At 69.1% G+C, this 23,383-nt stretch carries 25 protein-coding genes and 1 pseudogene; 15 read left to right on the top strand and 11 right to left on the bottom strand.

What is annotated here, in order from left to right; all coding sequences use genetic code 11:
• Positions 1–107: 107 nt before the first annotated feature.
• From def to ASD34_RS11280, 5 genes are read left to right on the top strand one after another with little or no spacing between them, the layout of a single operon-like run.
• Entirely contained in the window at positions 108–629 is a 522-nt protein-coding gene (gene def / locus ASD34_RS11300) for a peptide deformylase (protein ID WP_056577160.1), read from the top strand.
• Positions 626–1,123, top strand: coding sequence for a hypothetical protein (locus ASD34_RS11295; RefSeq protein WP_056577158.1), 498 nt, complete (start codon positions 626–628; stop codon positions 1,121–1,123). The genes def and ASD34_RS11295 overlap by 4 nt, the downstream gene beginning before the upstream one ends.
• On the top strand, positions 1,120–2,076 hold the full coding sequence (gene fmt / locus ASD34_RS11290; RefSeq protein WP_082548578.1) for a methionyl-tRNA formyltransferase: 957 nt from the start codon (positions 1,120–1,122) through the stop codon (positions 2,074–2,076). The genes ASD34_RS11295 and fmt overlap by 4 nt, the downstream gene beginning before the upstream one ends.
• Entirely contained in the window at positions 2,076–2,816 is a 741-nt protein-coding gene (locus ASD34_RS11285) for an AzlC family ABC transporter permease (RefSeq protein ID WP_056577152.1), read from the top strand. Before fmt ends, ASD34_RS11285 begins: the two co-directional genes overlap by 1 nt.
• Positions 2,813–3,151, top strand: coding sequence for an AzlD domain-containing protein (locus tag ASD34_RS11280; RefSeq protein WP_082548577.1), 339 nt, complete (start codon positions 2,813–2,815; stop codon positions 3,149–3,151). The genes ASD34_RS11285 and ASD34_RS11280 overlap by 4 nt, the downstream gene beginning before the upstream one ends.
• Before the next feature lie 16 nt (positions 3,152–3,167).
• Here ASD34_RS11280 and ASD34_RS11275 read toward each other — a convergent pair whose 3' ends face one another.
• From ASD34_RS11275 to ASD34_RS11250, 6 genes and pseudogenes are all read right to left on the bottom strand, one after another.
• Positions 3,168–4,142, bottom strand: coding sequence for a Bug family tripartite tricarboxylate transporter substrate binding protein (locus tag ASD34_RS11275; RefSeq protein WP_056577149.1), 975 nt, complete (start codon positions 4,140–4,142; stop codon positions 3,168–3,170).
• A gap of 45 nt (positions 4,143–4,187) precedes the next feature.
• A pseudogene (locus tag ASD34_RS27085) lies at positions 4,188–5,076 on the bottom strand (MBL fold metallo-hydrolase).
• Positions 5,073–5,291, bottom strand: coding sequence for a DUF2783 domain-containing protein (locus tag ASD34_RS11265; RefSeq protein WP_056577144.1), 219 nt, complete (start codon positions 5,289–5,291; stop codon positions 5,073–5,075). Before ASD34_RS11265 ends, ASD34_RS27085 begins: the two are co-directional and overlap by 4 nt.
• The gene (locus ASD34_RS11260; protein ID WP_056577141.1) at positions 5,288–6,940 is read right to left on the bottom strand and encodes an FAD-dependent oxidoreductase; all 1,653 of its coding nucleotides are present in this window, start codon (positions 6,938–6,940) and stop codon (positions 5,288–5,290) included. Before ASD34_RS11260 ends, ASD34_RS11265 begins: the two co-directional genes overlap by 4 nt.
• A gap of 7 nt (positions 6,941–6,947) precedes the next feature.
• Positions 6,948–8,069, bottom strand: coding sequence for an alpha/beta hydrolase family protein (locus ASD34_RS11255; RefSeq protein WP_056577138.1), 1,122 nt, complete (start codon positions 8,067–8,069; stop codon positions 6,948–6,950).
• Positions 8,062–8,616: a VOC family protein gene (locus ASD34_RS11250; protein WP_056577135.1), complete on the bottom strand. Its 555-nt coding sequence runs from the start codon at positions 8,614–8,616 to the stop codon at positions 8,062–8,064. The genes ASD34_RS11255 and ASD34_RS11250 overlap by 8 nt, the downstream gene beginning before the upstream one ends.
• Positions 8,617–8,705: 89 nt before the next feature.
• Here ASD34_RS11250 and ASD34_RS11245 point away from each other — a divergent pair, with 89 nt between their 5' ends.
• The 3 genes from ASD34_RS11245 to pyk all read left to right on the top strand — a co-directional run bounded on the left by ASD34_RS11245 (position 8,706) and on the right by pyk (position 12,465).
• Entirely contained in the window at positions 8,706–9,614 is a 909-nt protein-coding gene (locus ASD34_RS11245) for a LysR family transcriptional regulator (protein ID WP_056577132.1), read from the top strand.
• Positions 9,615–9,705: 91 nt separating this feature from the next.
• Positions 9,706–10,911, top strand: coding sequence for a phosphoglycerate kinase (locus ASD34_RS11240; protein WP_056577129.1), 1,206 nt, complete (start codon positions 9,706–9,708; stop codon positions 10,909–10,911).
• Positions 10,912–11,016: 105 nt separating this feature from the next.
• Positions 11,017–12,465: a pyruvate kinase gene (pyk, locus tag ASD34_RS11235; protein WP_056577126.1), complete on the top strand. Its 1,449-nt coding sequence runs from the start codon at positions 11,017–11,019 to the stop codon at positions 12,463–12,465.
• Positions 12,466–12,533: 68 nt separating this feature from the next.
• Here pyk and ASD34_RS11230 read toward each other — a convergent pair whose 3' ends face one another.
• A complete protein-coding gene (locus ASD34_RS11230) occupies positions 12,534–13,550 on the bottom strand; it encodes a 1-aminocyclopropane-1-carboxylate deaminase (RefSeq protein ID WP_056577124.1) in 1,017 nt (338 codons plus the stop codon).
• A 150-nt stretch (positions 13,551–13,700) separates the two neighbouring features.
• On the opposite strand from ASD34_RS11230, the gene ASD34_RS11225 reads away from it, so the two are divergent.
• The 4 genes from ASD34_RS11225 to ASD34_RS11210 all read left to right on the top strand — a co-directional run bounded on the left by ASD34_RS11225 (position 13,701) and on the right by ASD34_RS11210 (position 17,311).
• Positions 13,701–14,186 (top strand): Lrp/AsnC family transcriptional regulator, encoded by a 486-nt coding sequence (locus tag ASD34_RS11225; protein WP_056577121.1) that lies wholly within the window; start codon positions 13,701–13,703, stop codon positions 14,184–14,186.
• Between the two features lie 44 nt (positions 14,187–14,230).
• A complete protein-coding gene (locus ASD34_RS11220) occupies positions 14,231–15,163 on the top strand; it encodes an alpha/beta hydrolase (RefSeq protein ID WP_082548576.1) in 933 nt (310 codons plus the stop codon).
• A gap of 74 nt (positions 15,164–15,237) precedes the next feature.
• Positions 15,238–16,302 carry a class II fructose-bisphosphate aldolase gene (gene fba / locus ASD34_RS11215; RefSeq protein ID WP_056577115.1) on the top strand — a complete coding sequence of 355 codons (1,065 nt, stop codon included), beginning with the start codon at positions 15,238–15,240 and terminating at the stop codon, positions 16,300–16,302.
• A 100-nt stretch (positions 16,303–16,402) separates the two neighbouring features.
• Entirely contained in the window at positions 16,403–17,311 is a 909-nt protein-coding gene (locus tag ASD34_RS11210) for a phosphoribosylaminoimidazolesuccinocarboxamide synthase (protein WP_056577112.1), read from the top strand.
• A 6-nt stretch (positions 17,312–17,317) separates the two neighbouring features.
• On the opposite strand, the gene ASD34_RS11205 is transcribed toward ASD34_RS11210, so the two are convergent.
• From ASD34_RS11205 to ASD34_RS11190, 4 genes are all read right to left on the bottom strand, one after another.
• Positions 17,318–17,752 carry an META domain-containing protein gene (locus ASD34_RS11205; RefSeq protein ID WP_056577109.1) on the bottom strand — a complete coding sequence of 145 codons (435 nt, stop codon included), beginning with the start codon at positions 17,750–17,752 and terminating at the stop codon, positions 17,318–17,320.
• A gap of 112 nt (positions 17,753–17,864) precedes the next feature.
• The gene (locus ASD34_RS11200; protein ID WP_056577260.1) at positions 17,865–19,145 is read right to left on the bottom strand and encodes a type II toxin-antitoxin system HipA family toxin; all 1,281 of its coding nucleotides are present in this window, start codon (positions 19,143–19,145) and stop codon (positions 17,865–17,867) included.
• Between the two features lie 49 nt (positions 19,146–19,194).
• On the bottom strand, positions 19,195–19,503 hold the full coding sequence (locus tag ASD34_RS11195) for a helix-turn-helix domain-containing protein (RefSeq protein WP_056577106.1): 309 nt from the start codon (positions 19,501–19,503) through the stop codon (positions 19,195–19,197).
• A 132-nt stretch (positions 19,504–19,635) separates the two neighbouring features.
• Complete coding sequence (locus ASD34_RS11190) at positions 19,636–20,556, bottom strand: tetratricopeptide repeat protein (protein ID WP_056577103.1); 921 nt, start codon at positions 20,554–20,556, stop codon at positions 19,636–19,638.
• 36 nt (positions 20,557–20,592) lie between these two features.
• On the opposite strand from ASD34_RS11190, the gene purE reads away from it, so the two are divergent.
• Genes purE through ASD34_RS11175 form a run of 3 tightly spaced genes read left to right on the top strand, consistent with a single transcriptional unit; the run spans position 20,593 to position 23,329 of the window.
• Positions 20,593–21,138, top strand: coding sequence for a 5-(carboxyamino)imidazole ribonucleotide mutase (purE, locus tag ASD34_RS11185; protein WP_056577101.1), 546 nt, complete (start codon positions 20,593–20,595; stop codon positions 21,136–21,138).
• Positions 21,135–22,331: a 5-(carboxyamino)imidazole ribonucleotide synthase gene (locus tag ASD34_RS11180; RefSeq protein WP_056577098.1), complete on the top strand. Its 1,197-nt coding sequence runs from the start codon at positions 21,135–21,137 to the stop codon at positions 22,329–22,331. The genes purE and ASD34_RS11180 overlap by 4 nt, the downstream gene beginning before the upstream one ends.
• On the top strand, positions 22,328–23,329 hold the full coding sequence (locus ASD34_RS11175; protein ID WP_056577095.1) for an L-threonylcarbamoyladenylate synthase: 1,002 nt from the start codon (positions 22,328–22,330) through the stop codon (positions 23,327–23,329). The genes ASD34_RS11180 and ASD34_RS11175 overlap by 4 nt, the downstream gene beginning before the upstream one ends.
• Positions 23,330–23,383: the final 54 nt, after the last annotated feature.

Below are 23,383 nucleotides of genomic sequence, written 5' to 3'. Positions count from 1 at the left end.
GCTACGAATTCTGCGCCCGAAGCCCTTGCAAGGGCAACGTTTTCGCGTCATTGCACCGCGACGCGTCGCGGAATTGGCGAAAATAGCCACAACTTCCCCCCGATTTCATGGCCAAACGAATCATTCTGAGTTACCCCGACAAGCGCCTGCACACGGTGGCCAAGCCCGTGCAGGGCGTGGACGCGCGCATCAAGACGCTGGTGGCCGACATGCTGGAAACGATGTACGACGCGAGCGGCATCGGCCTGGCCGCGACGCAGATCGACGTGCACGAGCGCGTGGTCGTGATCGACGTCTCCGAGGAGCGCAACGAGCCGATCGTGCTCATCAACCCCGAAATCACCTGGGCCAGCGACGAAAAGGTGCTCAACGAAGAGGGCTGCCTCTCGGTGCCCGGCATCTACGACGGCGTGATGCGCTCCACCTCGGTGAAGGTCCAGGCGCTCGACGCCGACGGCAACAGCCACACGATCGAGGCCGACGGCCTGCTGGCCGTGTGCATCCAGCACGAACTCGACCACCTCCTGGGCAAGGTGTTCGTCGAATACCTGTCGCCGCTGAAGCGCAACCGCATCAAGAGCAAGCTCCTCAAGCAACAGCGCGAGGACATGAAAGAAGCGCGGGCATGAGCCACCGGGCCGCGTGGTCATCATTGGCCGCCGCCGGGCTCCTGTTCCTGGCGGGCTGCGTCAGCGAACCCACGCGCATCCAGCCCGGCACCTCCGCCGCCGAAACCCTGCAGCGCCTGGGCGCGCCCACGGGCCGCTACCCGCTCAACGGCGGGGGCGAGCGGCTGCAGTACTCGCGCATGCCGGCGGGCTTCGAAGTGGTCGACATCGACCTCGACGCGTCCGGCAAGGTCGTCTCGGTGACTCAGGTGCTGACCGAAGCGCGCTTCGGCCACGACATCCAGGTCGACCGCTGGCGCCAGAACGAGGTGCTGGCCTTCTACGGCAAGCCCTACGAGATCAGCCGCGTCAGCTCCTTCGACGGCACCGTCTGGACCTGGCGCTACAAGGCCATCAACGAGCGCCGCATGCTCTATATCTACATCGACCCCACCGGCGTGGTTCGCCGGTACCACACGGGGGATGACCTCGAATTCGAACGGATCCGGGATTGAGCGCGTTGAAAGTCGTTTTTGCGGGCACGCCCGAGTTCGCGCGCGTCGCCCTGGAGGCCATTGCCGCCGCCGGCCATGACATCGTCGGCGTGATGAGCCAGCCCGACCGGCCCGCTGGCCGCGGCATGAAGCTGCAGGCGTCGCCCGTCAAGCAGTGCGCCGTTGCCAACGGCTGGCCCGTGGCCCAGCCGCGCAGCCTGCGGCTCGATGGCAAGTACCCCGACGAGGCCACCGCCGCGCGCGACACGCTGCTCGCGTGGCAGCCCGACGTGATGGTGGTCGCGGCCTATGGGCTGATCCTGCCGCAGTGGGTGCTCGACCTGCCGGCGCACGGCTGCCTCAACATCCACGCGAGCCTGCTGCCGCGCTGGCGCGGCGCCGCGCCGATCCACCGCGCCATCGAGGCCGGCGACGCACAGACCGGCATCACCATCATGCAGATGGACGCGGGCCTGGACACCGGCGACATGCTGCTGCGCGAGGCGCTCGACATCGCGTCCGGCGAGAACACCGCCCACCTGCACGACCGGCTGGCCGCACTCGGCGGTCGCATGGTGATCGAGGCGCTGGCGCAGATCGGGCAACTCACCCGCACGCCGCAGCCCACCGAAGGCATCACCTACGCCCACAAGGTCGAGAAACACGAAGCGCTGATCGACTGGACGCAGCCGGCCGCCGCCATCGTGCGCCGCGTGCTGGCCTTCGATCCGTTCCCCGGCGCCAACAGCCCGCTCGGCGGCGAGACCGTCAAGCTCTGGGCCGCGCACGTGGCGCCCGGCCCTGCAGGCGCCGCGCCCGGCACCGTCGTCTCGGCCGATGCTGGCGGTGTCGCCGTCGCGGCTGCCGATGCGACCGTGGTGCTCACCGAGCTTCAACGCCCGGGCGGCAAGCGCCTGCCCGCGGCCGATTTCCTGCGCGGCTTCGACCTGAAGACCGGCCAGGTCTTCGGCTGATGTTCCTCTCGCCCACGCTGCGCCGCCAGCCCGAGTTCCGCGCCGGCATGCGCGACATGGCGTCGGCCGCGCTCGGCATCGGCGCCTGGGGCCTGATGACCGGCGTGGCCATGGTCAAGTCGGACATGAGCGTGCTCGAGGCCGTGGCGATGACCCTGTTCGTCTACGCCGGCAGCTCGCAGCTGGCCGCCATCCCGCTGCTGGCCGCGGGCGCGCCGGCCTGGGTGATTTTGGCGACGGGCTTTTGCGTCAACCTGCGCTTCGTGGTGTTCAGCCTGCACCTGCGGCCCTACCTCATGCACATGCCGCGCTGGCGCCGCCTGCTGCACGGCTACCTGACGGCGGACCTGAGCTACGCGCTCTTCACCAAGCAGTACACGGCCCCGCCGACGACACCCGCCGAGCAGCTGGCGCAAGAGGCGTATCTCACCGGCAACTACTTCGTGACGTGGTGCGCGTGGATGGGCATGAGCCTGCTGGGCATCGCGCTGGCCAACCTCATTCCGCAGACCTGGGGCCTGGGCTTTGCCGGCGTGCTGAGCCTGGTGGCCATCGTCTGTTCGATGGCGACGACGCGGCTGCGCGTGCTGGCCGCGCTCATCGCGGGCGCCACGGCCGTCGCGGCCTACGCGCTGCCGCTCAAGCTCAACATCGTGGTCGCGATCGGCGTGGCGGTGCTGCTGTGCTTCTGGCTCGAAAAGCAGTTCGGGCTCGACCCCGATGCGGAGGACGACAAGTGAGCGGCGGCACCGATGGGTGGTCTTTGGGTGTGATCGCCGGCCTTGCCGCCGTCACCATGCTCACGCGCTGCTTCTTCTTCATCCTCGACCGGCCCTGGGGCCTGCCCGAGTGGGCGCACCGCGCGCTGCACTACGCGCCAGCCGCCGCGCTGGCCGGCGTGATCGCGCCCGAGATCGTGATGACGCAGGGCCACCTGATCACCACGCTGCACGACGCCCGCCTGTATGCGACCGTCGTCGGCGGCGCCTACTACTTCTGGCGGCGCGGTGTGCTCGGCACGATGCTGGCCGGCATGGCGGTCTACCTGCCCCTGCACCTCGGCCTGGGCTGGTAGCCGCCAAGCGACGGGATCAGTCCAGCTTCACGCCGGCCGTCCTGATGATGTTCCCCCAGCGCTCGCTCTCCGCGCGCGAGAGCTTGTAGAAGTCCTGCGGCGTGCCGGGCAGCGCCTCGAAGCCGAACTCCGAGAACAGCTTCACCACCTTCGGTGCCTTCATCGCCTTGTGCAGCTCGGTGTTGATGCGGGCCACGGCCTCGGGCGGCATGCCGGCCGGGCCGATCAGGCCGTGGAAGGCGTAGGCGTTGACGTCGCTGAAGCCGGCTTCGACGAAGGTCGGCACCTCGGGCAACGCACTGGCGCGCTGCGGCAGCGCGATGGCCAGCACGCGCACCTTGCCCGACTTGATGATCGGCAGGCCCGAGGCCAGGTCGAGCATCATCGTCGGCACCTGGCCGCCCATCACGTCGGTCATGGCGGGCGCGGCGCCCTTGTACGGCACGTGGGTGATCGTCAGGCCCGCCTTCTGCTTGAACAGCTCCATCGCCATGTGGTGCGGCGAGCCGTTGCCGGGCGAGGCGTAGCTGACCTTCTCGGGGTTGGCCTTCACGTAGCGCACGAACTCCGCCACGTTCTTCGCGGGAAAGTCGGGGTGCACGACCAGCGCCACCGGGAAGCGCCCGATGGTGCCGAGGTAGGTGAAGTCGGTCGCCGGCTTGTAGGGCAGCTTGGCGAACATGTGCTCATTGAACAGCAGCGCCGCGTTCTCGGCCTGCATGATCGTGTAGCCGTCGGGCTTGGCCTGCATCATCACCGACACGCCGATGTTGGTCGACGCGCCGGGGCGGTTGTCGATGATCAGCGGCTGGCCGAGCGACGGTTGCATCGCCTCGGCCAGCGAGCGCGCGAGGTTGTCGGTGCCGCCGCCGGCCACGTAGGGCACGATCCATTTCACGGGCTGGCTCGGGTAGGCCGCTGGTTGCGCCGACGCGAAGGGTGCGGCGGCGAGCGCGAGGGTCGCGGCCAGCAGGGGAAGAAGGCGTTTCATCGTTTTTGTCTCCGTTGCTTTGTTGAAAATCGGTGAGGGGTCGGCTCAGGTGCCGCGCAGGACCTGCCAGAGCTCGCGGTCGCGCTCGGCGGTCCACACGACCGGGTGCTCGACGCCGCGCAATTCGTCGTACGCGCGCGAAGCAGCCCTTGAGCGTCTCTCCCGCGGCAATGCCCGCGCGCACGCTGTCGAGCAGCGTCGAGAGAAAGTCCTTCGTGAGCCCGATCGCCTCGGCGCAGGCGGCTTCGCCCTGCAGCACCGCGCCGCGCCCGGGCACCAGCACGCGCGGTTGCAGCGCGCGCACCGCGTCGAGCGTGCCGGCCCAGTCGCCGATGTAGGCGTCGCCCGCGTACACGCCGCAGTGGTTCTCGACCACGTCGCCCGCAAACAGCACGCCGCTGTCGGGCAGCCAGGCCACGGTGTCGCCGCTCGAATGGCCGCGCCCCAGCGCCATGAGCCGCAGTTCGCGACCGCCGCCGAGCGGCAGCGTCATCTCGCGCTCGAAGACCGTCGTCGGGAAGGTCAGGCCCGGGATCTCTTCCACGCCCGCGAACAGGCGCGGGAAGCGGTCCACCTCCGATTCGAAATCGGCCTGGCCGCGCGTGCGGATCCAGTCGAGCGTGCCGTGGCTGGCGATGATCTCCTGCACCTCGTCGAAGGCGCTCGCGCCCATCACGCGCACGGCGTGGTAGTGGGTGAGCACGATGGTGCGGATCGGCTTGTCGGTGACGCTGCGGATCGCCGCGAGGAAGTCGCGCGCCATGCGTGGCGTGGGGCGGGTGTCGATCAGCACCACCTGCTCGTCGCCGACGACGAAGCCGCAGTTGGGATCGAAGTCGCTGATGTAGCCATAGGCACCGGGTGCGAGTTCCTGCAGCCGGGGCTTCTGCTCCCGGGTGTCGGAGGCGGAAGCGAAAGAGACGGTGGCGGTCATGGGGTGGGTGTCGTGGTCGTGGGGATGTCGTCTTCGGCCTCGGCTGCCGCGCGGATGCACGCGAGCAGCACGGCCGGGTCGGCGCACTGGTTGGCCAGCAGCAGCACGAGGCGGGCGTTGAGGTCGGCGCTCTGCGCTTCGGTGCGGCCTTCGTGCGCGGCCAGCAGCGCGGCGTAGAAGCCGTCGGGATCGGGAATGCGGGGCTCGGTGATCATGGAGATGAAGCGGTGAGTGCGAGTGCCGTGCGGACGGCGGCGGCGATCGTGTCGGGTGCGGCGTGCAGCAGCGTTGCCGCGCGGTAGGCGTCGGGACGCACCAGCACGAAGCCACCCGCCTTGTCGATGCCGAGGTGGCGGGCCAGCGTCTCGCTGGCCTGCAGGGTCGGCAGGCCGCTGTCGCCGCCTACTGCCAACAGGCGCAGCGGCAGTGCGGCCGCGGCATCGCACGCGGCTTGCGCCTGCGCGCGCGTCGGTGCGAACCACAGGCCCAGGCATTGCGTGCCTTCGGCCAGCAGCTGCATCAGCGTGGTCTCGCGCTCGTCGGCCCACTGCAGCGGCAGGTTCTGCACCGTGCGTGCGCCCTCGGGCAGCAGCGGCGCGACGGGGTAATCGTTCGCGACCGACATGCGGCCCGTGTTGACCAGCGCGCGCGCAAAGGCGTGCCGCTTGGCCAGCGCCACCACGGCGCGGCGCAGCGTGTGCTCGGCCGGCGAACGCGGCGCGAGGAAGCGCGCCGAACGGCTCGTGACGGTCAGGTTCTCCTGTGCGGCGGGGCGGCGCTCGGCGTCGTAGCTGTCGAGCAGCGCATCGCCGGCTTTCCCCTGCGCAACCAGCGCGAGCTTCCAGCCGAGGTTGGCCGCGTCCTGGATGCCGGTGTTGCCGCCGCGCGCGCCGAAGGGGCTCACCACATGCGCGGCGTCGCCGATGAAGCACACGCGGCCGTGGCGAAAGCGCTCCAGCAGGTGGTCGCGGTAGCCGTACGGGCCGATCCACACGAACTCGAACGCCACGTCGGGCCCGAGCTGTTCGCGCAGCCGTGCGCCGGCCACTTCGGGGCGGCTGATCTCGGTGGGGTCGCAGTCTTCGGGCATCTGGTAGTCGATGCGCCACACGCCGTCGGCCATCAGGTGCTGCCACACGCCGCGGCCTTCGTTGAAGGGCGCGTCGACCCAGGTCCAGCGCTCGGTGGGCAGCGGCTTCTCGAAGCGCACGTCGGAGATGCACCAGCGGTCGGTGCTGCGCGAGGCATGTGATTCGACGCCCAGCTGCGTGCGGATCGGGCTGTTCGCGCCCGTCGCGTCGATCAGGTGGTCGGCCTCGATCGTGTAGCTGCCGGCGGGCGTCTCGATGTCGATGCGCACGCCATCGGCCAGCGGCTCGACGCGCGTCACGCGGCTCTTCCAGCGCAGGTCGGTCACGCCGAGTTCGAGAATGCGCTCGACCAGGAACCACTCGATGTAGAACTGCTGCAGGTTCACGAAGGGCGGCTGCTTCGAGACGCTCGTGGCCTGCAGGTTGAAGTTGTAGACCTCTTCGTCGCCCGAGAAGGTGCGCCCGAACGACCACGTGATGCCCTTGGCCGCGATGCGCGCGTAGATGCCCAGGCGTTCGAAGATCTCCAGGCTCTTTTGCGCATAGCAGATGCCGCGCGACGAGGCGCCGCGCACGCCCACGGTGTCGTCTTCGTCGAGCAGCACGGCGCGCACGCCGCGTTGCGCGAGGTCGCAGGCCAGCGTGAGGCCCGAGGGGCCGGCGCCGACGATCACGACCGGGTGGCGCACCACCTGCGCGCTGCCGAGTTCGGGCGGCGGCGTGAAAGGCCAGACCGGCAACTCGTAGGCCGGTGCGAATGCAAAGTTTTCCATGGCTCTTCTACAGCGCGTGCGCGAACTCGGCGATGGCATCGGCCGCCTGCGGGATCAGTTCGGGCTGGCCCGCCAGGTAGTGGTTGCCGCCGACGATGTCGACATTGCGGATGCGCGCGCCGCCCGCGGCCATCCACGCGTCGCGCGTACTCGGGAAGGTCGACTGGTCGCCGGTGTAGGTCAGCAGCAGTTGGGGCACCGTGGTGCGCGCGAGGTTGGTGGGCCCGTCGGCCTGCGAGCGCGACGACCACTGCGAGAGGAAGGCGGTCAGCGAGGTGGTGCGGCCCATCGCGTTGGCCGAGTAATTCACCTGCCGCGCATCGCCCCACACGCTGCCGGGCAGGCGCGCGTTCGCATCGAGTGACAGATCGACGCAGCGCGGGTCGGCGTGCGTGCGGTAGACGACGAAGGTCTGGTCGCGCGGCGCGCCGGGCGTGCCGCGCAGCAGCGCGAGGCGCTCGAGGCACCACTGCTCGATGCGGTCCAGCCGCGCCTTCTGCGCCGCGCTGAAGCGTGCGAGAAAGTCGGCCTCGTAGGGCACGCGGTGGCGCGGGTCGTACATGTCGAGCGCGGGGTCGACCGACAGCGGGTCGTGCTCGTCGATGACCGAGGGGTCGATCCAGTCGCGCATGAGCCGCGTGCGGCCCAGGTGCGCGGCGCACAGCGCAAGGCCGTCCACGGGCGGCAGGTCGCTTTGGTGCAGGTGCGTCGGGTCGCCGTCGGGCAGGTGCGTGGCGGTGAGCTGCTCGGCCTGTGCCTGGTAGAAGGCCGAGAGCGCCGCGCCGCCCGAGTTGCCGACCAGGAACACCTTCTCGTAGCCGGCCGCGCGCAGGTACTGCACGCCGGCGCCCAGGTCTTGAATGGCGCGCTCCATCAGCAGCACCGTGTCGTTGCCGACGAAGCGCGAGTTCAGGCCCATGCAGCAGATGCCGCGCTCGGCCAGCGGACCGATGAGGTAGTGGCCCATGAAGTTGCTGGTCGGGTGCATCACGATGGCCGCGATCTTCTTCGGCCCCGGCGGCGCGCGGAAGGCGCCGTAGATGCGCGGGCGCAGCAGCTGCAGGCCCGACTGGCTGTCCATGGCCGCGCCGGGCTTCACATCGATGACGGCGAGTTGCAGCTCAGACATGCGAGGCACCTTTCGCTGCGCGAAGCGCCGCCTTGTGCGCGGTCCACGCGTCGAGGTCGGCATGGGCATGGCGCGCATGCGCGTCCATCTCGGCCTGCGGCACGGTCGGCGTGGTCAGTTCCACGCGGATGCCGTTGGGGTCGAAGAAGTAGATCGACTCGATGATGTGGTGGTCGGTCACGCCCAGCACCTCGACACCATCGGCTTCGAGCCGCGCCTTGGCGGCCAGCAGGTCGGCCACCGAATCGACACGCAGCGCGATGTGGTTCACCCACGAAGGCGTGTTGGGCGAGGGCAGGGCGGCGGTGTCGTCGCCCAGGTCGAAGAAGGCGATGTACGCGCCGTCGCGCATCTGGAAAAAGATGTGCACGTAGGGGCAGTACTCGCCCGTGCTCGGCACGTGGTCGTTCTTGATGACGTGGGCCAGCGGCAGGCCCAGCAGGTCTTCGTAGAAGTGGCGGGTTTCCTCGCTGTCGCGGCAGCGCCAGGCGAAATGGTGCAGCCCGCGAATGGGGGGCGCGGACGTGGGGGCGGTCGTCGTCGGCATGCGTGTCTCCGTTGAGGCCGCGATTGGGCAATGCCGCGTCTTATGATGCAATCGAAATTAATTCATCGATTGATGAAATAACCATATATATGAACCTCACCCTGCGCCAGCTGCGCGCCTTCGCCGCCGTGGCCGAAACCGGCAGCTTCACCACCGCCGCGGGGCAGCTGTACCTCACGCAGTCGGCGCTCAGCGTGCTGGTGCGGGAGCTCGAGCGCGAGATGGGCGTGCAGCTGCTCGACCGCAACACGCGCCGCGTGCAGCTGTCGGAGGCGGGGCGCGAGTTCCTGCCGTCGGTGCACCGGCTGCTCGGCGACCTCACGAGTGCAGTCGCCGGCGTGACCGACCTGCGTGACAAGAAGAAAGGGCTGTTGCGGCTTGCAGCGCCGCAGCTCATGGCCTGCACGCTGATGCCGCGCGTGATCGCCGCCTACCGCGAGGCGTACCCCGACGTGGACGTGCGCCTGGCCGACACGCTGCCCGAGCACCTGCTGCTGGGCGTGGCGGCCGGCGACGTCGAGCTGGCCGTCGGCCAGGACGTGGCAGTGGACGCCGCCGCCATCGAACGCCGCACGCTGTTCCGCGACCGCCACTGGCTGATCTGCCCGCCCGGCCACGCCTTTGCGAAGCGGCGCAAGGTGCGCTGGCACGAACTGGCGCCCTACACCTTCATTGCGCCCACGCGCGACTTTCGCCAGCGCGTACTGCCCGAGCTGGGGCCCGAGGAGCGCGCGTACATGCTGAGGTCCGGCACGCAGGAGGTGTCGTACATGACCACCGCGCTGGGCATGGTGGCCTCGGGGCTGGGGCTGACCGTGTGCCCGACCTACTCGGCGTCGCTGGTGCGCGCGCACGGGCTGCAGATGGTGCGGCTCGAGTCGCCCGACTTCCACCGCGAGGTCTGCGTGTACAGCGCGGCGCGGCGCTCACTGTCGCCCGCGGCGGCGAGCTTCGTCGGCATCCTGGAGCAGTTCGCGACCGCGCAGCCGAAGGCCTGAAAGCGTCGACGCCCCGCAAGAGCGGTACAGAGGGCGCCGGAGGGTGAAAACTACAATGCGGGCAGTCCCGTCTTTCACCATCCTCAGACCCATGAACGTCATTCGATTCACCGACCTCTGTGCGCAAGGCAAGGCCGCCGGCCAGCGCGTCTTCATCCGTGCCGACCTCAACGTCCCGCAGGACGATGCCGGCCACATCACCGAAGACACGCGCATCCGCGCCTCGGTGCCCTGCATCCAGCTGGCGCTCGACGCCGGCGCGGCCGTGATGGTCACCTCGCACCTGGGCCGCCCGACCGAAGGCGAGTTCAAGCCCGAAGACTCGCTGGCGCCTGTCGCCCAGCGCCTGGGCGAGCTGCTCGGCCACCCTTATGAGAATGGGGTGCCGCTGGTTTCCAACTGGGTCGACGGCGTCGACGTCAAGCCCGGCCAGGTCGTGCTGCTCGAGAACTGCCGCGTCAACAAGGGCGAGAAGAAGAACGACGAAGCGCTGGCCCGCAAGCTGGCCGCGCTCACCGACATCTACGTGAACGACGCCTTCGGCACCGCCCACCGCGCCGAAGCCACCACCTACGGCATCGCCCAGTTCGCCAAGGTGGCGGCGGCCGGCCCGCTGCTGGCAGCCGAAATGGACGCCATCACCAAGGCGCTGGCCCAGCCCAAGCGCCCGCTGGTCGCCATCGTGGCGGGCTCGAAGGTCAGCACCAAGCTCACCATCCTCAAGAGCCTGTCGGCCAACGTCGATCAGCTGATCGTCGGCGGCGGCATCGCCAACACCTTCATGCTGGCCGCGGGCCTGTCGATCGGCAAGTCGCTGGCCGAGCCCGACCTGCTCGACCAGGCCAAGGCCGTGATCGATGCCATGCGCGCGCGCGGCGCCGACGTGCCGATTCCGGTCGACGTGGTCACGGCCAAGACCTTCGCGGCCGACGCGCCCGCCACCGTCAAGGCCGCCACCGACGTGGCCGACGACGACCTGATCCTGGACATCGGCCCGAAGACGGCCGCCATCCTGGCCGCGCAGCTGCGCGAAGCCGGCACCATCGTCTGGAACGGCCCCGTGGGCGTGTTCGAGTTCGACGCCTTCGCGGGCGGCACGAAGGCCATCGCGCAAGCCATTGCCGAAAGCAGTGCCTTCTCGATCGCCGGCGGCGGCGACACCCTGGCGGCCATCGCCAAGTACGGCATCGAGAAGCAGGTCGGCTACATCTCGACCGGCGGCGGCGCCTTCCTCGAGGTGCTGGAGGGCAAGACCCTGCCGGCTTTCGAGATCCTGGCCAAGCGCGCGGCCGGCTGATTCCGGCGGCGGTCCGGCCCCGGGAGGGAAAGTCCCCGGGGCGACTGACTTCCGTTCGACACACAAAGTGTATACAGTAGCGAATACAAAACGGAGACCCCCTTCATGAGCACGGACCGCATCCCCCGCCACGCCACCAAGATCGTCGCCACCCTCGGCCCCGCCTCCAGCACGCCGGAATTGCTGGAACAGATGATCCTGGCCAAGGTCAGCGTGGTGCGGCTGAACTTCAGCCACGGCACGGCGCAGGACCACATCGACCGCGCCACCATGGTGCGCGAAGCCGCCCGCAAGGCCGGCCGCGAAGTGGCCATCATGGCCGACCTGCAGGGTCCCAAGATCCGCGTCGGCAAGTTTGCGCAGGGCAAGGTCTGGCTGGAACCCGGCGCCAAGTTCGTGCTCGACGCCTCGCGCACCGAGCTGGGCGACGTCGATGCCGTGGGCCTTGACTACAAGGACCTGCCGCGCGACGTGAAGCCCGGCGACAAGCTGCTGCTGAACGACGGCCTGATCGTGCTGACGGTCGACGGCGTCAAGGGCGAAGCGGTGTACACCACCGTCAAGCTCGGCGGCGAGCTGTCGAACAACAAGGGCATCAACAAGCAGGGCGGTGGCCTCACGGCGCCCGCGCTGACGGCCAAGGACATGGAGGACATCAAGACCGCGATGAGCTTCCAGGCCGACTACGTGGCCGTGAGCTTCCCGAAGAACGCCACCGACATGGAAATGGCCCGCCAGCTGTGCAACGTGGCGGCCGCCGAGTACGGCCACAAGCCCGGCATGATCGCCAAGATCGAGCGCGCCGAAGCCATCCCGAAGCTGGAAGAAATTCTGCGCGCCAGCGACGGCATCATGGTCGCCCGCGGCGACCTCGCGGTGGAAGTCGGCAACGCCGCCGTGCCGGCGCTGCAGAAGAAAATGATCCGCATGGCGCGTGACATGGACAAGGTGGTCATCACCGCGACCCAGATGATGGAGTCGATGATCACCAACCCCGTGCCCACCCGCGCCGAGGTGAGCGACGTGGCCAACGCCGTGCTCGACGGCACCGACGCCGTGATGCTCTCGGCCGAGACCGCCTCGGGCCGCTACCCGCTCGAGACCGTGCAGGAAATGAGCCGCATCTGCGAAGCCGCCGAAGGCGCCGAAGACAAGACGCTCGACGCCGACTTCAGCGGCAAGACCTACAGCCGCATCGACCAGTCGATCGCCATGGGTGCGCTGTTCACGGCGCACCATCTGGGCGCCAAGGCCATCGTGGCGCTGACCGAATCGGGCTCCACCATCCTGTGGATGAGCCGCCACCGCGCGCACATTCCCATGTACGCACTGACCTCGCGCCTGTCCACGCAGCGCAAGCTCGCGCTGTACCGCAACGTGCGCCCGCTGCTCATGGATTCGGAAAGCGACCGCGACACCGCGCTGCAGCAGGCCGAGAACCACCTGAAGAAGCGCGGCATCGTGCAAAGCGGCGACGTGTACGCCATCACCTGTGGCGAACCGATGGGCGCGCCCGGCGGCACCAACATGCTGAAGATCTGCAGGGCGAGCTGAGTCCGTTCATTCGCAGCAAGACAAAGGCCGGCACATGCCGGCCTTTTTCGTTGTGCGCCCCCGCGGACTCAGCCGTTGCGGAACAGGAAGCTGTAGGCGTTCAGCGCGGGCACCCCGCCCAGGTGGGCGTAGAGCACCTTCGAGCCGGCCGGGAATTCGCCCAGCCGCACCTTCTCGATCATCCCGTGCATCGACTTGCCCTCGTACACCGGGTCGGTCAGCATGCCCTCGAAGCGCGCGCTCAGGCGGATCGCCTCCAGCGTGCCTTCGTTCGGCAGCCCGTACTCGGGCCCGCCGAAGCGGCGATCGAGCACCACGTCCTTCTCGGTGATGTCGCGGCCCAGCTCGACCAGTTCGGCCGTGTTCTTTGCGATGCGCAGGATCTGCTCGAAGGTCTGCTGCGGCTTGGCCGAGGCGTCGATGCCGATCACGCGGTCGGCGCGGCCATCGGCCGCGAAGCCGACCACCATGCCGGCCTGCGTGCTGCCAGTGACCGAGCAGACCACGATGTAGTCGAATCTGAAGCCGAGCTCGGTCTCCTGCTGGCGCACTTCCTCGGCAAAGCCGACGAAACCCAGGCCGCCACGCGGGTGCTCGGAGCAGCCGGCCGGAATTGGGAAAGGCTTGCCGCCGGCCGCACGCACGTCGGCCATGGCCTGTTCCCAGCTCTGGCGGATGCCGATGTCGAAGCCCGCCGCGTCCAGCCGCACGTCGGCGCCCATGATGCGAGACATCTCGATGTTGCCGACCCGGTCGTACACCGCGTCGGAGTAGTTGACCCAGTTCTCCTGCACCAGCACGCACTTCAGGCCCAGGTGCGCGGCCACGGCCGCCACCTGCCGCGTCTGGTTCGACTGGATGCCGCCGATCGACACCAGCGTGTCGTAGCCGCCTTCGAGCGCCTCGGGAATCAGGTACTCCAGCTTGCGCGTCTTGTTGCCGCCGAAAGCCAGGCCGCTGTTGCAGTCCTCGCGCTTGGCATAGAGCTCGACCTTGCCGCCGAGGTGGGCGCTCAGGCGCTTCAGCGGCTGGATCGGCGTGGGGCCGAAGGTCAGGGCATGCCGGGGGAATTTCTTCAGGTTCATCGACGCAGCTCCAAGGGGTGATGGGGTGATGGGTGAAGCTGTTGATCGTAGGAAGAAGGGTTTGCAATGTGCTTGCGAAGTTGTCTGGCTTCGTCGCTCAAAAGAAGGCAGGATGGACAGAATCAAATTTTTTCATCCGCCAAAGAAGCCATGAGCACAACAAAGTTGCGCACCCCGACGGAGCTCGATCGCACCGACCGCGCGATCCTGCGCGCCCTGCAGCGCGACGCCTCGGTGTCGAACGTGGCGCTGGCCGCCAAGGTGAACCTCAGCGCGCCGGCCTGCCTGCGGCGGGTCGAGCGGCTCAGGGCCGCCGGCTTCATCAAGGGCGTGGTCGCCCTGCTGGACCCCGACGCGCTCGAGGTCGGCATGCTCGTGATGATCGGCGTGGTGCTCGACCGCTCCACGCCCGACTCCTTCGCCGATTTCGAGAAGGCGGCGCAGAAGGTGTCGGGCTGCCTCGAATGCCACGTGGTCACCGGCGAGTTCGACTACTTCATGCTCGTGCGCACCCGCGACAACGACAGCTTCAACCGCCTGCATGCCGAACAGTTGCTGTACCTGCCGGGCGTGCGGCAGATCCGGACCTTCGTCGTCCTGAAGCAGGTGCTGTCGACCACGCAGTTGCCGATCTGAGCGAGCGCGCGAAACCGCGGCCGCTCCGGCCGCGTACACCGTCGATGACCTTGCCATCCTCTGCCTTGACGTTCCGCCTGCGCCGTGGCGCCCCCCTCGTCTCTCTCGCCGTTGCGGGTGCCGCCCTGCTGTCGGCGTGTTCGCCGATCAGGCTGCTCGACCGGCTGGTGCCCACCGACACCTACCAGTTCCAGGGCGGCATCGCCTATGGCCCCGCGCCGCGCCAGCGGCTCGACGTGTACCAGCCGCTGCCGTCCGCCCAGCCGGCCGCGGATGCCCGCCCCCTCGTGGTGTTCTTCTTCGGTGGCACCTGGACGAGCGGCGACCGCGCCAGCTACCGGTTCATGGGCGAAGCGCTGGCCGCGCGCGGCGCCGTGGTGGTGGTGCCCGACTACGGGCTGTCGCCCGGGTTCACCTACCCGGTGTTCGTGCAGGACAGCGCACGGGCCGTCAAATGGGCGCTCGACAACGCCGCGCAGTGGGGCGCCGACCCCCGGCAGGTCTACGTGATGGGCCACAGCTCGGGCGGCTACAACGCGGCGATGGTGGCGCTCGACGATCGCTGGCTCGGTGAACTGGGCGCCAGCCCGAAGCAGCTTGCCGGCTGGATCGGCCTGGCCGGCCCGTACGACTTCTTGCCCATTGGCGACCCGCAGGCGCAGGCGGCCTTCAATTGGCCAGGCACGCCGCGCGATTCGCAGCCGCTGTCGCACGTGACGCCCGCCGCGCCGCGGGCGCTGCTGCTCGCGGCGGCGAAGGACGACCTGGTCTATCCCGACCGCAACACCGGCCGGATGGCGGCCGCGCTGCGCGCCGCCGGCGTTCCGGTGCAGGTGAGGCTGTTCGACAACCTGAGCCATGTCACGCTGGTCGGCGCCTTTGCCAGGCCCCTCCAGTGGCTGGGCGGGCCCGTGCTGCCGCCTGTCGTGGATTTCCTCGGATTGGCGTCAGTGCCGTCCCACAAGGGGGCTCGGTAGAATCGGGGTAGTTTTCTCCCGACTTTCCGCCTTCTCTTTTCCCCGTCTTTTTCTATTCCCACGAGGTATTTCCCATGGCACTCGTCTCGATGCGCGAACTGCTGGACCACGCCGCCGCCAACGGCTACGGCATTCCGGCCTTCAACGTCAACAACCTCGAACAGGTCCAGGCCGTCATGGAGGCCGCCAAGGAAACCGGCGCGCCCGTCATCCTGCAAGCCAGCGCCGGCGCGCGCAAGTACGCAGGTGAAGCCTTCATCAAGCACCTGATCCAGGCCGCCATCGAGCAGTACCCGAACATTCCGCTGGTGATGCACCAGGACCACGGCCAGAGCCCGGCCATCTGCCAGGGCGCGATCGACCTGGGCTTCTCGTCCGTGATGATGGACGGCTCGCTGCATGAAGACGGCAAGACGCCCGCTTCGTTCGACTACAACGTCGAGGTGACCCGCAAGGTGGTCGAGCTGGCCCACAAGGTCGGCGTCACCGTCGAAGGCGAGCTGGGCTGCCTGGGCTCGCTCGAAACCGGCCTGGCCGGTGAAGAAGACGGCATCGGCGCCGAAGGCGTGCTCGACCACGCCTCGCTGCTCACCGACCCGGAAGAAGCCGCCCAGTTCGTGAAGGCCACGCAGCTGGACGCACTGGCCATCGCCATCGGCACCAGCCACGGCGCCTACAAGTTCACGCGCAAGCCCACGGGCGACATCCTGTCGATCCAGCGCGTGAAGGAAATCCACGCCCGCCTGCCCAACACCCACCTGGTGATGCACGGCTCATCGTCGGTGCCGCAAGACCTGCTGGAAATCATTCGCCAGTACGGCGGCAACATGAAGGAAACCTACGGCGTGCCCGTCGAGGAAATCCAGGAAGCCATCAAGTACGGTGTGCGCAAGATCAACATCGACACCGACATCCGCCTGGCGATGACCGGCGCGGTGCGCAAGTTCCTGGCCGAGAACCCCGAGAAGTTCGACGCCCGCGAATGGCTCAAGCCCGCGCGCGAAGCCGCCAAGCAGATCTGCAAGCAGCGCTACATCGAGTTCGGCTGCGAAGGCCAGGGCGCCAAGATCAAGGGCGACACGCTGCAGGTCGTCGCCGCCAAGTACGCCAAGGGCGACCTGGCGCAGCAAGTCATCTAACGAAGACCGACTGCGCGCCGCAGGCCACCGCTCGCGGTGGCTTTTTTCTGCGCGCACAATCCGCTTTTCCCGTCACCGTTTCCCAGCCGAGCATCCGTCCATGACCACCGTTCACACCTCCTCCATCCAGAGCCTGCCCCTGCTTGCGCGCGGCAAGGTGCGCGACAACTACGCCGTCGGCGAAGACCGCATCCTGATGGTCGCGAGCGACCGGCTCAGCGCGTTCGACGTGATCATGGGCGAGCCCATTCCCGGCAAGGGCGAGATCCTCACCAAGATGGCACTGTGGTGGTTCGACCGCCTGGGCGCGCTGTGCCCCAACCACCTGACCGGCGAAGCGCCCGAGAGCGTGGTGCAGCCGGGCGAGGTGGCGCAGGTCACGGGCCGCTCGATGCTGGTCAAGCGCCTGCGTCCGATCCCGGTCGAGGCCGTGGTGCGCGGCTACCTGGCCGGCAGCGGCTGGAAGGAATACCAGGACAACCGTGCCGTCTGCGGCGTGCCGCTGCCCGAGGGCCTGACCAACGCGAGCAAGCTGCCGCGCCCGATCTTCACGCCCGCCGCCAAGGCCGCGGCCGGCGAGCACGACGAGAACATCAGCTACGAGCGCGTGGTCGAGATCGTCGGCCCCAAGCTGGCCCAGCAGATCCGCGAGATCAGCATCGCCATCTATGAGGCAGCGGCCCAGATCGCGCTCGCCAAGGGCATGATCATTGCCGACACCAAGTTCGAGTTCGGCCTGGACGAGAACGACACGCTGGTGCTCATGGACGAGGTGCTCACGCCCGACAGCTCGCGCTACTGGCCGGTCGAGGGCTACGAGGCCGCGCTGGCCGCCGGCACCAACCCGCCGAGCTACGACAAGCAGTTCGTGCGCGACTGGCTCGAGGCCACCAAGATCAACGGCAAGCCCTGGGACAAGACGCCCCCGGCGCCGCGCCTGCCAGCCGAAGTCATCGAGAAGACGGCCGCCAAGTACCGCGAGGCGCTGGACCGCCTCACCAACGGCTGATTTTCCTTAGCGGTTGCCACTGCTGAGCAGCGCCACCGTGCGGCCGCTTGCATCGAGCAGCGCGAGCCGCCCCGGCGCCAGCCGGTAGCTGGCCGTGTTCTGCAGCGCCGACAGGAACTGCGCCTCGTTGGCGCCGCGCACCGGGTCGGCGCAGGCCATGCGGGTCGCGGCCATCTGGCCGAGCTTGAGCGACACGCCCGCGCGCGTGAACGATCCCGTGACGCGGTTGCAGCCGCCTGAACCGCTCACCCGTCCGCTGTTGCGGTCGAACTGCAGCTGGGCATCCCCACCCGGCGCGATGGGCTCGTCGCCCAGCTGCACCAGGCGCCACACCGGCCCTTCGATCGGCTCGTCGAGGCTGATGCCGCTGCCGCAACCGGTCAGCAGCAAGACGGCCGTGGCGACGACGGGGAGCACGGTACGGAGGGCGAAGGAACGCATGGCCAGATTTCCTTTTTCAAACGGCAACAATTTCAAACCGGCGCCATCGTATGCGACGCCGTGACCGGTGCGAAGACAGGCCCGATGGCGTGTCCGGGCTTCGTCGGTTGCTTCACGCCGCGAGCGCCACGCCGCCCGCGAGGCGCGCTTCGACGCAGCGGCGCACGCTGGCGGGCGTGCCGTCTTGGACCAGCAGCGCGGGCCAGTCGGCCTGAGCCTGGCGCACGGTGTCGCGCGCGATGGCCATCAAACGCGCCGGCCGCAGCAGCCCGGCCGCGCGCAGCAACGCCTCCAGCGCTGCCCCGTCGAAAGCGCGCAGCGTGGTGTCGATGGCGCGGTTGACGCCGTAGTCGCGCGCGGGCACGTCCTCGAAGAAGGCGGCCACGCAGACCGGGTCGTACAGCGGCGCGAGCACCGGCGCCACGCCATCGGGGTAGCGCAGGGCCCAGTTCTTCAGGTGCGCGTCGCTGTTGCCCAGCAGGATGAAGGCCACGAGGCGGCGCACGCACTCGCGCACGTCGGCCACCGGGTTCGGTGACAGGCGGTCGAGCACGCGCAGCATGGCGGGCCAGTCGGTGACCAGCCCGCGGCCGTACTTCTGGCGCGGCTCGTACTGCAGCACCTGCGCGAACTCTTCCATGTGGATGCGCCCGCCCTCCGGCGTGCGGTCGAAGCGGCGCACTGCAAGAATCTGCTCGAACGGCACCTGCTCGGGCAGGTCGGCGTCGGCGCGGCCGATCACGTGGGCCTGTGCGCAGTCCAGGCCGAGCGCGCCGCACAGGCGGTAGCCGGTGTATTCGTTGGCGACGAGGTCGGGATGGCGCGTGCTCGGCAGCTTGAGGATGAACGAGCCCGCCGCGCCGTGGCGCTTGACCACGTAGCGCCGCCCGTCCTGCACCGCCGAGAACTTGGTCACCACGCCCGGGAGGGCGGCGGCGTCTTCGACCGGCATCTGGACGAAGCCGGGCTCGAGCACGTCGAGCCCCAGCGCCGTGTGCCAGTGGCGCACGGTGTCGGGAATGCCCTCGGACGTGGGCACGGGCTCGACCTCGAGCGCGCCCATGAGGTCGTGGCCGGCGGCGGCCAGGAGCTCGAACTCGTCGTCGGCCGCGCAGCCGCGCTGCTGCGCCAGGCGCTCGCGGTTGTGGCCCTCGGGCAGCAGGTTCTGGAAGTAGCTGGGCCAGCGGCCATCGCTGCGCGACACGCGGGCGTCGCGCGCCGACGCAAGGATGGCGCGCGTGGCTGCCTCGTCGGCGCCGCGGTAGGCCAGCGACAGCGTGGGACGGCCCGCGTCGGCGATGTACGCCTCGTCGAAGGACACGCGCAGGATGTCGCCGTACTGCGAGAGGTAACCGATGGCGCGCCGCCCGCCACTGGGCAGGTGCAGGTGCATCCGCAGGTAGCGGATGCCGGTGTTGAAGGCGGCACGCGTGCTCACTGCCTCACCGGTTCTCGTCCGCCAGGCTCTGGGCGATGGACGGCGGCGCGCCCACGCCCGCCGGCTGGCCGAGCAGGCGGCCGCCCGAGCGCACGAAGCCTTCGAGCTGCGGGCGCAGGCTGGCGGGCACGGGCATCAGCTCGAGCCCCAGCACGCGCGCCATTTCGAGCAACGTGGACAGGCGCGGATCGATCTGGCCGCTTTCGATGCGCTGCACCGTCATGCGCGACAGTCCGGCGCGCGTGGCCAGCGCCTCCTGGCTCAGACCGCCGGCCTTGCGGGCTTTTTCGAGTTCTTCGGTGAGCTGGAGCATTGCAATGCGCTTTTATAGGAAATTGAGTAGCAATGCTATCTATATGGGGCGACGACGGCAATAAAAAAGCGACCCACAGGTCGCTTTTTTGTTCAATTGCGCATCGAAAGGCGCAATGTGTCGTTCAGTTGTTCAACTCAGCACCACGCTGCTGAGGCGGCGGCGATAAGTGGCGACGACCGGATCGTCCGGCGGAATCTGCCCGTCGGCGACCTTCACCTTCGGCGGCTCGATCACATCGAGGATCGCGATGTAGGTCTTGCGCGCGAGGTCTTCGCTCCAGGTCTTGTCGCGCATGAGGATGTCGAGCAGCTCGTCCATCGCGTCGGTCCAGCGCCGGGTGGCCATCAGCAGGCGGGCGCGGTTGAAGCGGGCGTCGAAGTCGCGCTTGTTGGCGGCGATCTTGTCGTCGAAGTCGCCCAGCGTCGGCGCCGATCCGGTGACCGGTGCGGCGAAATCGATGGCGTCCATCCAGCGCTGCAGCGAATCGAAGCGGCGCACCAGCGCGGTCTTGGCGATCACCGGCGCAAAGGCGACCTTGGCGTCGTCGACGCGGCCTTCCTGCAGCAGCAGCTTGATGTAGTCGAAGCGCGCGTCGTCGTTGGCCGGGTCGGTGGCCACGGCGTGCTGCAGCTTCTCGAGTGCGCCCAGGGTGTCGCCCTCGGCCAGCGCTTCCTGCGCGGCGGCTTCTTCCGAGGCAGCTTCGGCCTCATCGGCACCCGGCACATGCTTGTCGAGGAATTCGCGGATCTTCTCGGCCGGAATGGCGCCGACGAAACCGTCGACCGGCTGGCCGTCCTTGAACATCACGCAGAACGGGATGCTGCGCACGCCGAACATTTCGGACAGCTGCGACGAAATCTGGGGCACCTTGTCGGCGTCGAGCTTGGCCAGCGTGAAGCGGCCGGCGTACTCGACCTCGAGTTTTTCGAGCACCGGACCGAGCTGCTTGCAGGGGCCGCACCATTCGGCCCAGATGTCCAGCAGCACCGGCGTGGCGACCGAGCCTTCGATCAGCTCGGACTGGAAATTTTCGAGAGTGATGTCGATCATCGGGAACAGCTGGGGGTGAAACGTAAAATTGAAACCATGAACGAAACCATTCAGGTCGGTGTAGTGATGGGCTCGAACTCCGATTGGGAGACGATGCGCCACGCGGTCGAGATTCTCCAGCAATTCGGAATCAGCCACGAAGCGAAGGTGGTCTCGGCCCACCGGATGCCCGATGCGCTGTTCGCGTACGCCGAAAGCGCCGCCGGGCGCGGGCTCGCGGCGATCGTCGCCGGGGCGGGCGGCGCGGCCCACCTGCCGGGCATGCTGGCCTCGAAAACCACGGTGCCGGTGCTCGGCGTGCCGGTGGCCAGCCGCCACCTGCAGGGCGTCGATTCCCTCTACAGCATCGTGCAGATGCCCAAGGGCGTGCCCGTGGCCACCTTTGCCATCGGCACCGCCGGCGCGGCCAACGCGGCGCTGTTCGCGGTGGCGATGCTGGCGGTGAACAACCCCGCGCTGCGCGCCCAACTCGACGCCTTCCGCACGGCCCAGACCGCCGCTGCCCAGGCCATGGTGCTGCCGCCGCCCGAAGCGGGCGCGGCGGTGTCGCCCTTCTCGCCGCAAGGCGGAGGCGCACTGTGAGCGCCGGCGGCCACTCAGGCGACCTGCCCATCCTTCCGGGCGCCACGCTCGGCGTGCTCGGCGGCGGCCAGCTGGGGCGCATGTTCGTGCACGCGGCCCAGCGCATGGGCTACTTCACGGCGGTGCTCGACCCCGACACCGACAGTCCCGCCGGCCGCGTGAGCCACCACCACATCCACACAGACTACGACGACGTCGACGGCCTGGCCCGCCTCGCCGGCCTGGCCGACGCGGTGACGACCGAGTTCGAGAACGTGCCCGCGCCCTCGCTGGAGCACCTGGCGGTGGCGCGGCCGGTGTCGCCCGCCGCCTCGGCCATCGCCATCGCGCAGGACCGCATCGCCGAGAAAGCGCACTTCACGCGCTGCGGCGTGCCCTGCGCGCCCTATGCGGTCATCGAGACGGCGGAGCAACTCGCCGCCATCGACGAGCAGCTGCTGCCCGGCATCCTCAAGACCGCCCGCCTGGGCTATGACGGCAAGGGCCAGCAGCGCGTGAAGACGCGCGCCGAGCTGGTCGAGGCCTGGCAGGGCGCCCACTGCGTGCCCTGCGTGCTCGAAAAGATGCTGCCGCTCGAGTTCGAGTGCTCGGTGATCCTGGCGCGTGGCCGCGACGGCCAGATCGTGCATTTCCCGCCGCAACGCAACCTGCACCGCGACGGCATCCTCGCCGTGACCGAGGTGCACCCGCAGAACATGCCCAAGACCGTGGCGCAGGGCGCGGTCAATTCCGCCAAGAGCATTGCCAGCGGCCTGGACTACGTGGGCGTGCTGTGCGTGGAGTTCTTCGCGCTGGCCGACGGCTCGCTGGTCGTCAACGAAATGGCGCCGCGCCCGCACAACAGCGGCCACTACACGATGGAAGCCTGCGACGTGTCGCAGTTCGAGCTGCAGGTGCGCACCCTCGCCGGCCTGCCGCTGACCGCGCCGCGCCAGCACAGCCCCGCGATCATGCTCAACCTCTTGGGCGACCTGTGGTTTCCGGACGGCGAAGGCGACGGCATCAAGCCGGTCGCGCCGCGCTGGAGCGAAGTGCTCGCCGTGCCCGGCACGCACCTGCACCTGTACGGCAAGATGGCGCCGCGCCGCGGCCGCAAGATGGGCCACCTGACCCTCACCGGCGCCACGCTCGAGAGCGTGCGCGCCAATGCCTCGCAGGCCGCGCTGCTGCTGGGCCTGCCGGCGCTCGCATGATCCTCGACGGCCAAGCGCCCGACGCCATCGCCGAGGCCGCGCGCGTGCTGCGCGCGGGCGGGCTGGTCGCCTTCCCGACCGAGACCGTCTACGGCCTGGGCGCCGACGCCAGCAGCGATACCGCCGTCGCCGGCATCTTCGCGGCCAAGGGCCGGCCGGCCGACCATCCGTTGATCGTCCACGTGGCGGCGGGCGCCAAGGGCGCGCAGGCGCTGTCGCGCTTCGCCCAGCCGCTGCCGCCTTTCGCGCAGAAGCTCGTGCAGGCCTTCTGGCCCGGCCCGCTCACGCTGATCGTCACGCGCCAGCCCGGCGTGGGCACGGCGGCGGCCGGCGGGCAGGACACCATCGGCTTGCGCTGTCCCGCGCACCCCGTCGCGCAGGCGCTGCTCGAAGCCTGCGCCGAGCAGGGCGTGCCTGGCCTGGCGGGGCCCAGCGCCAACCGCTTCGGCCGCGTCAGCCCGACCACGGCGCAGCACGTGCACGACGAGTTCGGCGACGCGTTGCTCGTCATCGACGGCGGCGCCTGCGAAGTGGGCATCGAATCGACCATCGTCGACTGCAGCCGCGGCGCGCCCGTGCTGCTGCGGCCCGGCCTCATCACGCGCGCGCAGATCGAGGCCGCCGCCGGCGAACCGCTGCGCGACCGCGAGGTGCTCGACACGCCCGATCCGCGCGCCTCGGGCACGCTGGAGGCGCACTACGCGCCCGACGCCAAGGTGCGGCTCATGGACACCAAGGCGATCCAGACCGGCCTGGACGTGCTCGGCGCCAACGCTGCGCACATCGCCGTGTGGACGCGCAGCAATGTGCGCAGCCGCTCGCAGCGCGTGCTGCTGCGGCGCATGCCCGACGACGCGGCGGCCACCGCGCAGCAGCTGTTCGCGGTGCTGCGCGAGTTCGACGCGCAGGGCGTGAAACTGATCTGGGTCGAGACGCCGCCCGACACGCCCGAGTGGGAGGGCGTGCGCGACCGGCTGCAGCGAGCGTCGGCCGCCTGATCGGCCCGGTGCGCGCGGTGGCGCGTTCGGCGGTCAGCGGGGTCCCGAACGAAA

It is taken from the genome of Variovorax sp. Root473, from assembly GCF_001426505.1.
Classification (GTDB): Bacteria; Pseudomonadota; Gammaproteobacteria; order Burkholderiales; family Burkholderiaceae_C; genus Variovorax.
The sequence above is the reverse complement of the archived record's forward strand: the minus strand, read 5'-3'. Positions and strand labels throughout refer to the sequence as shown.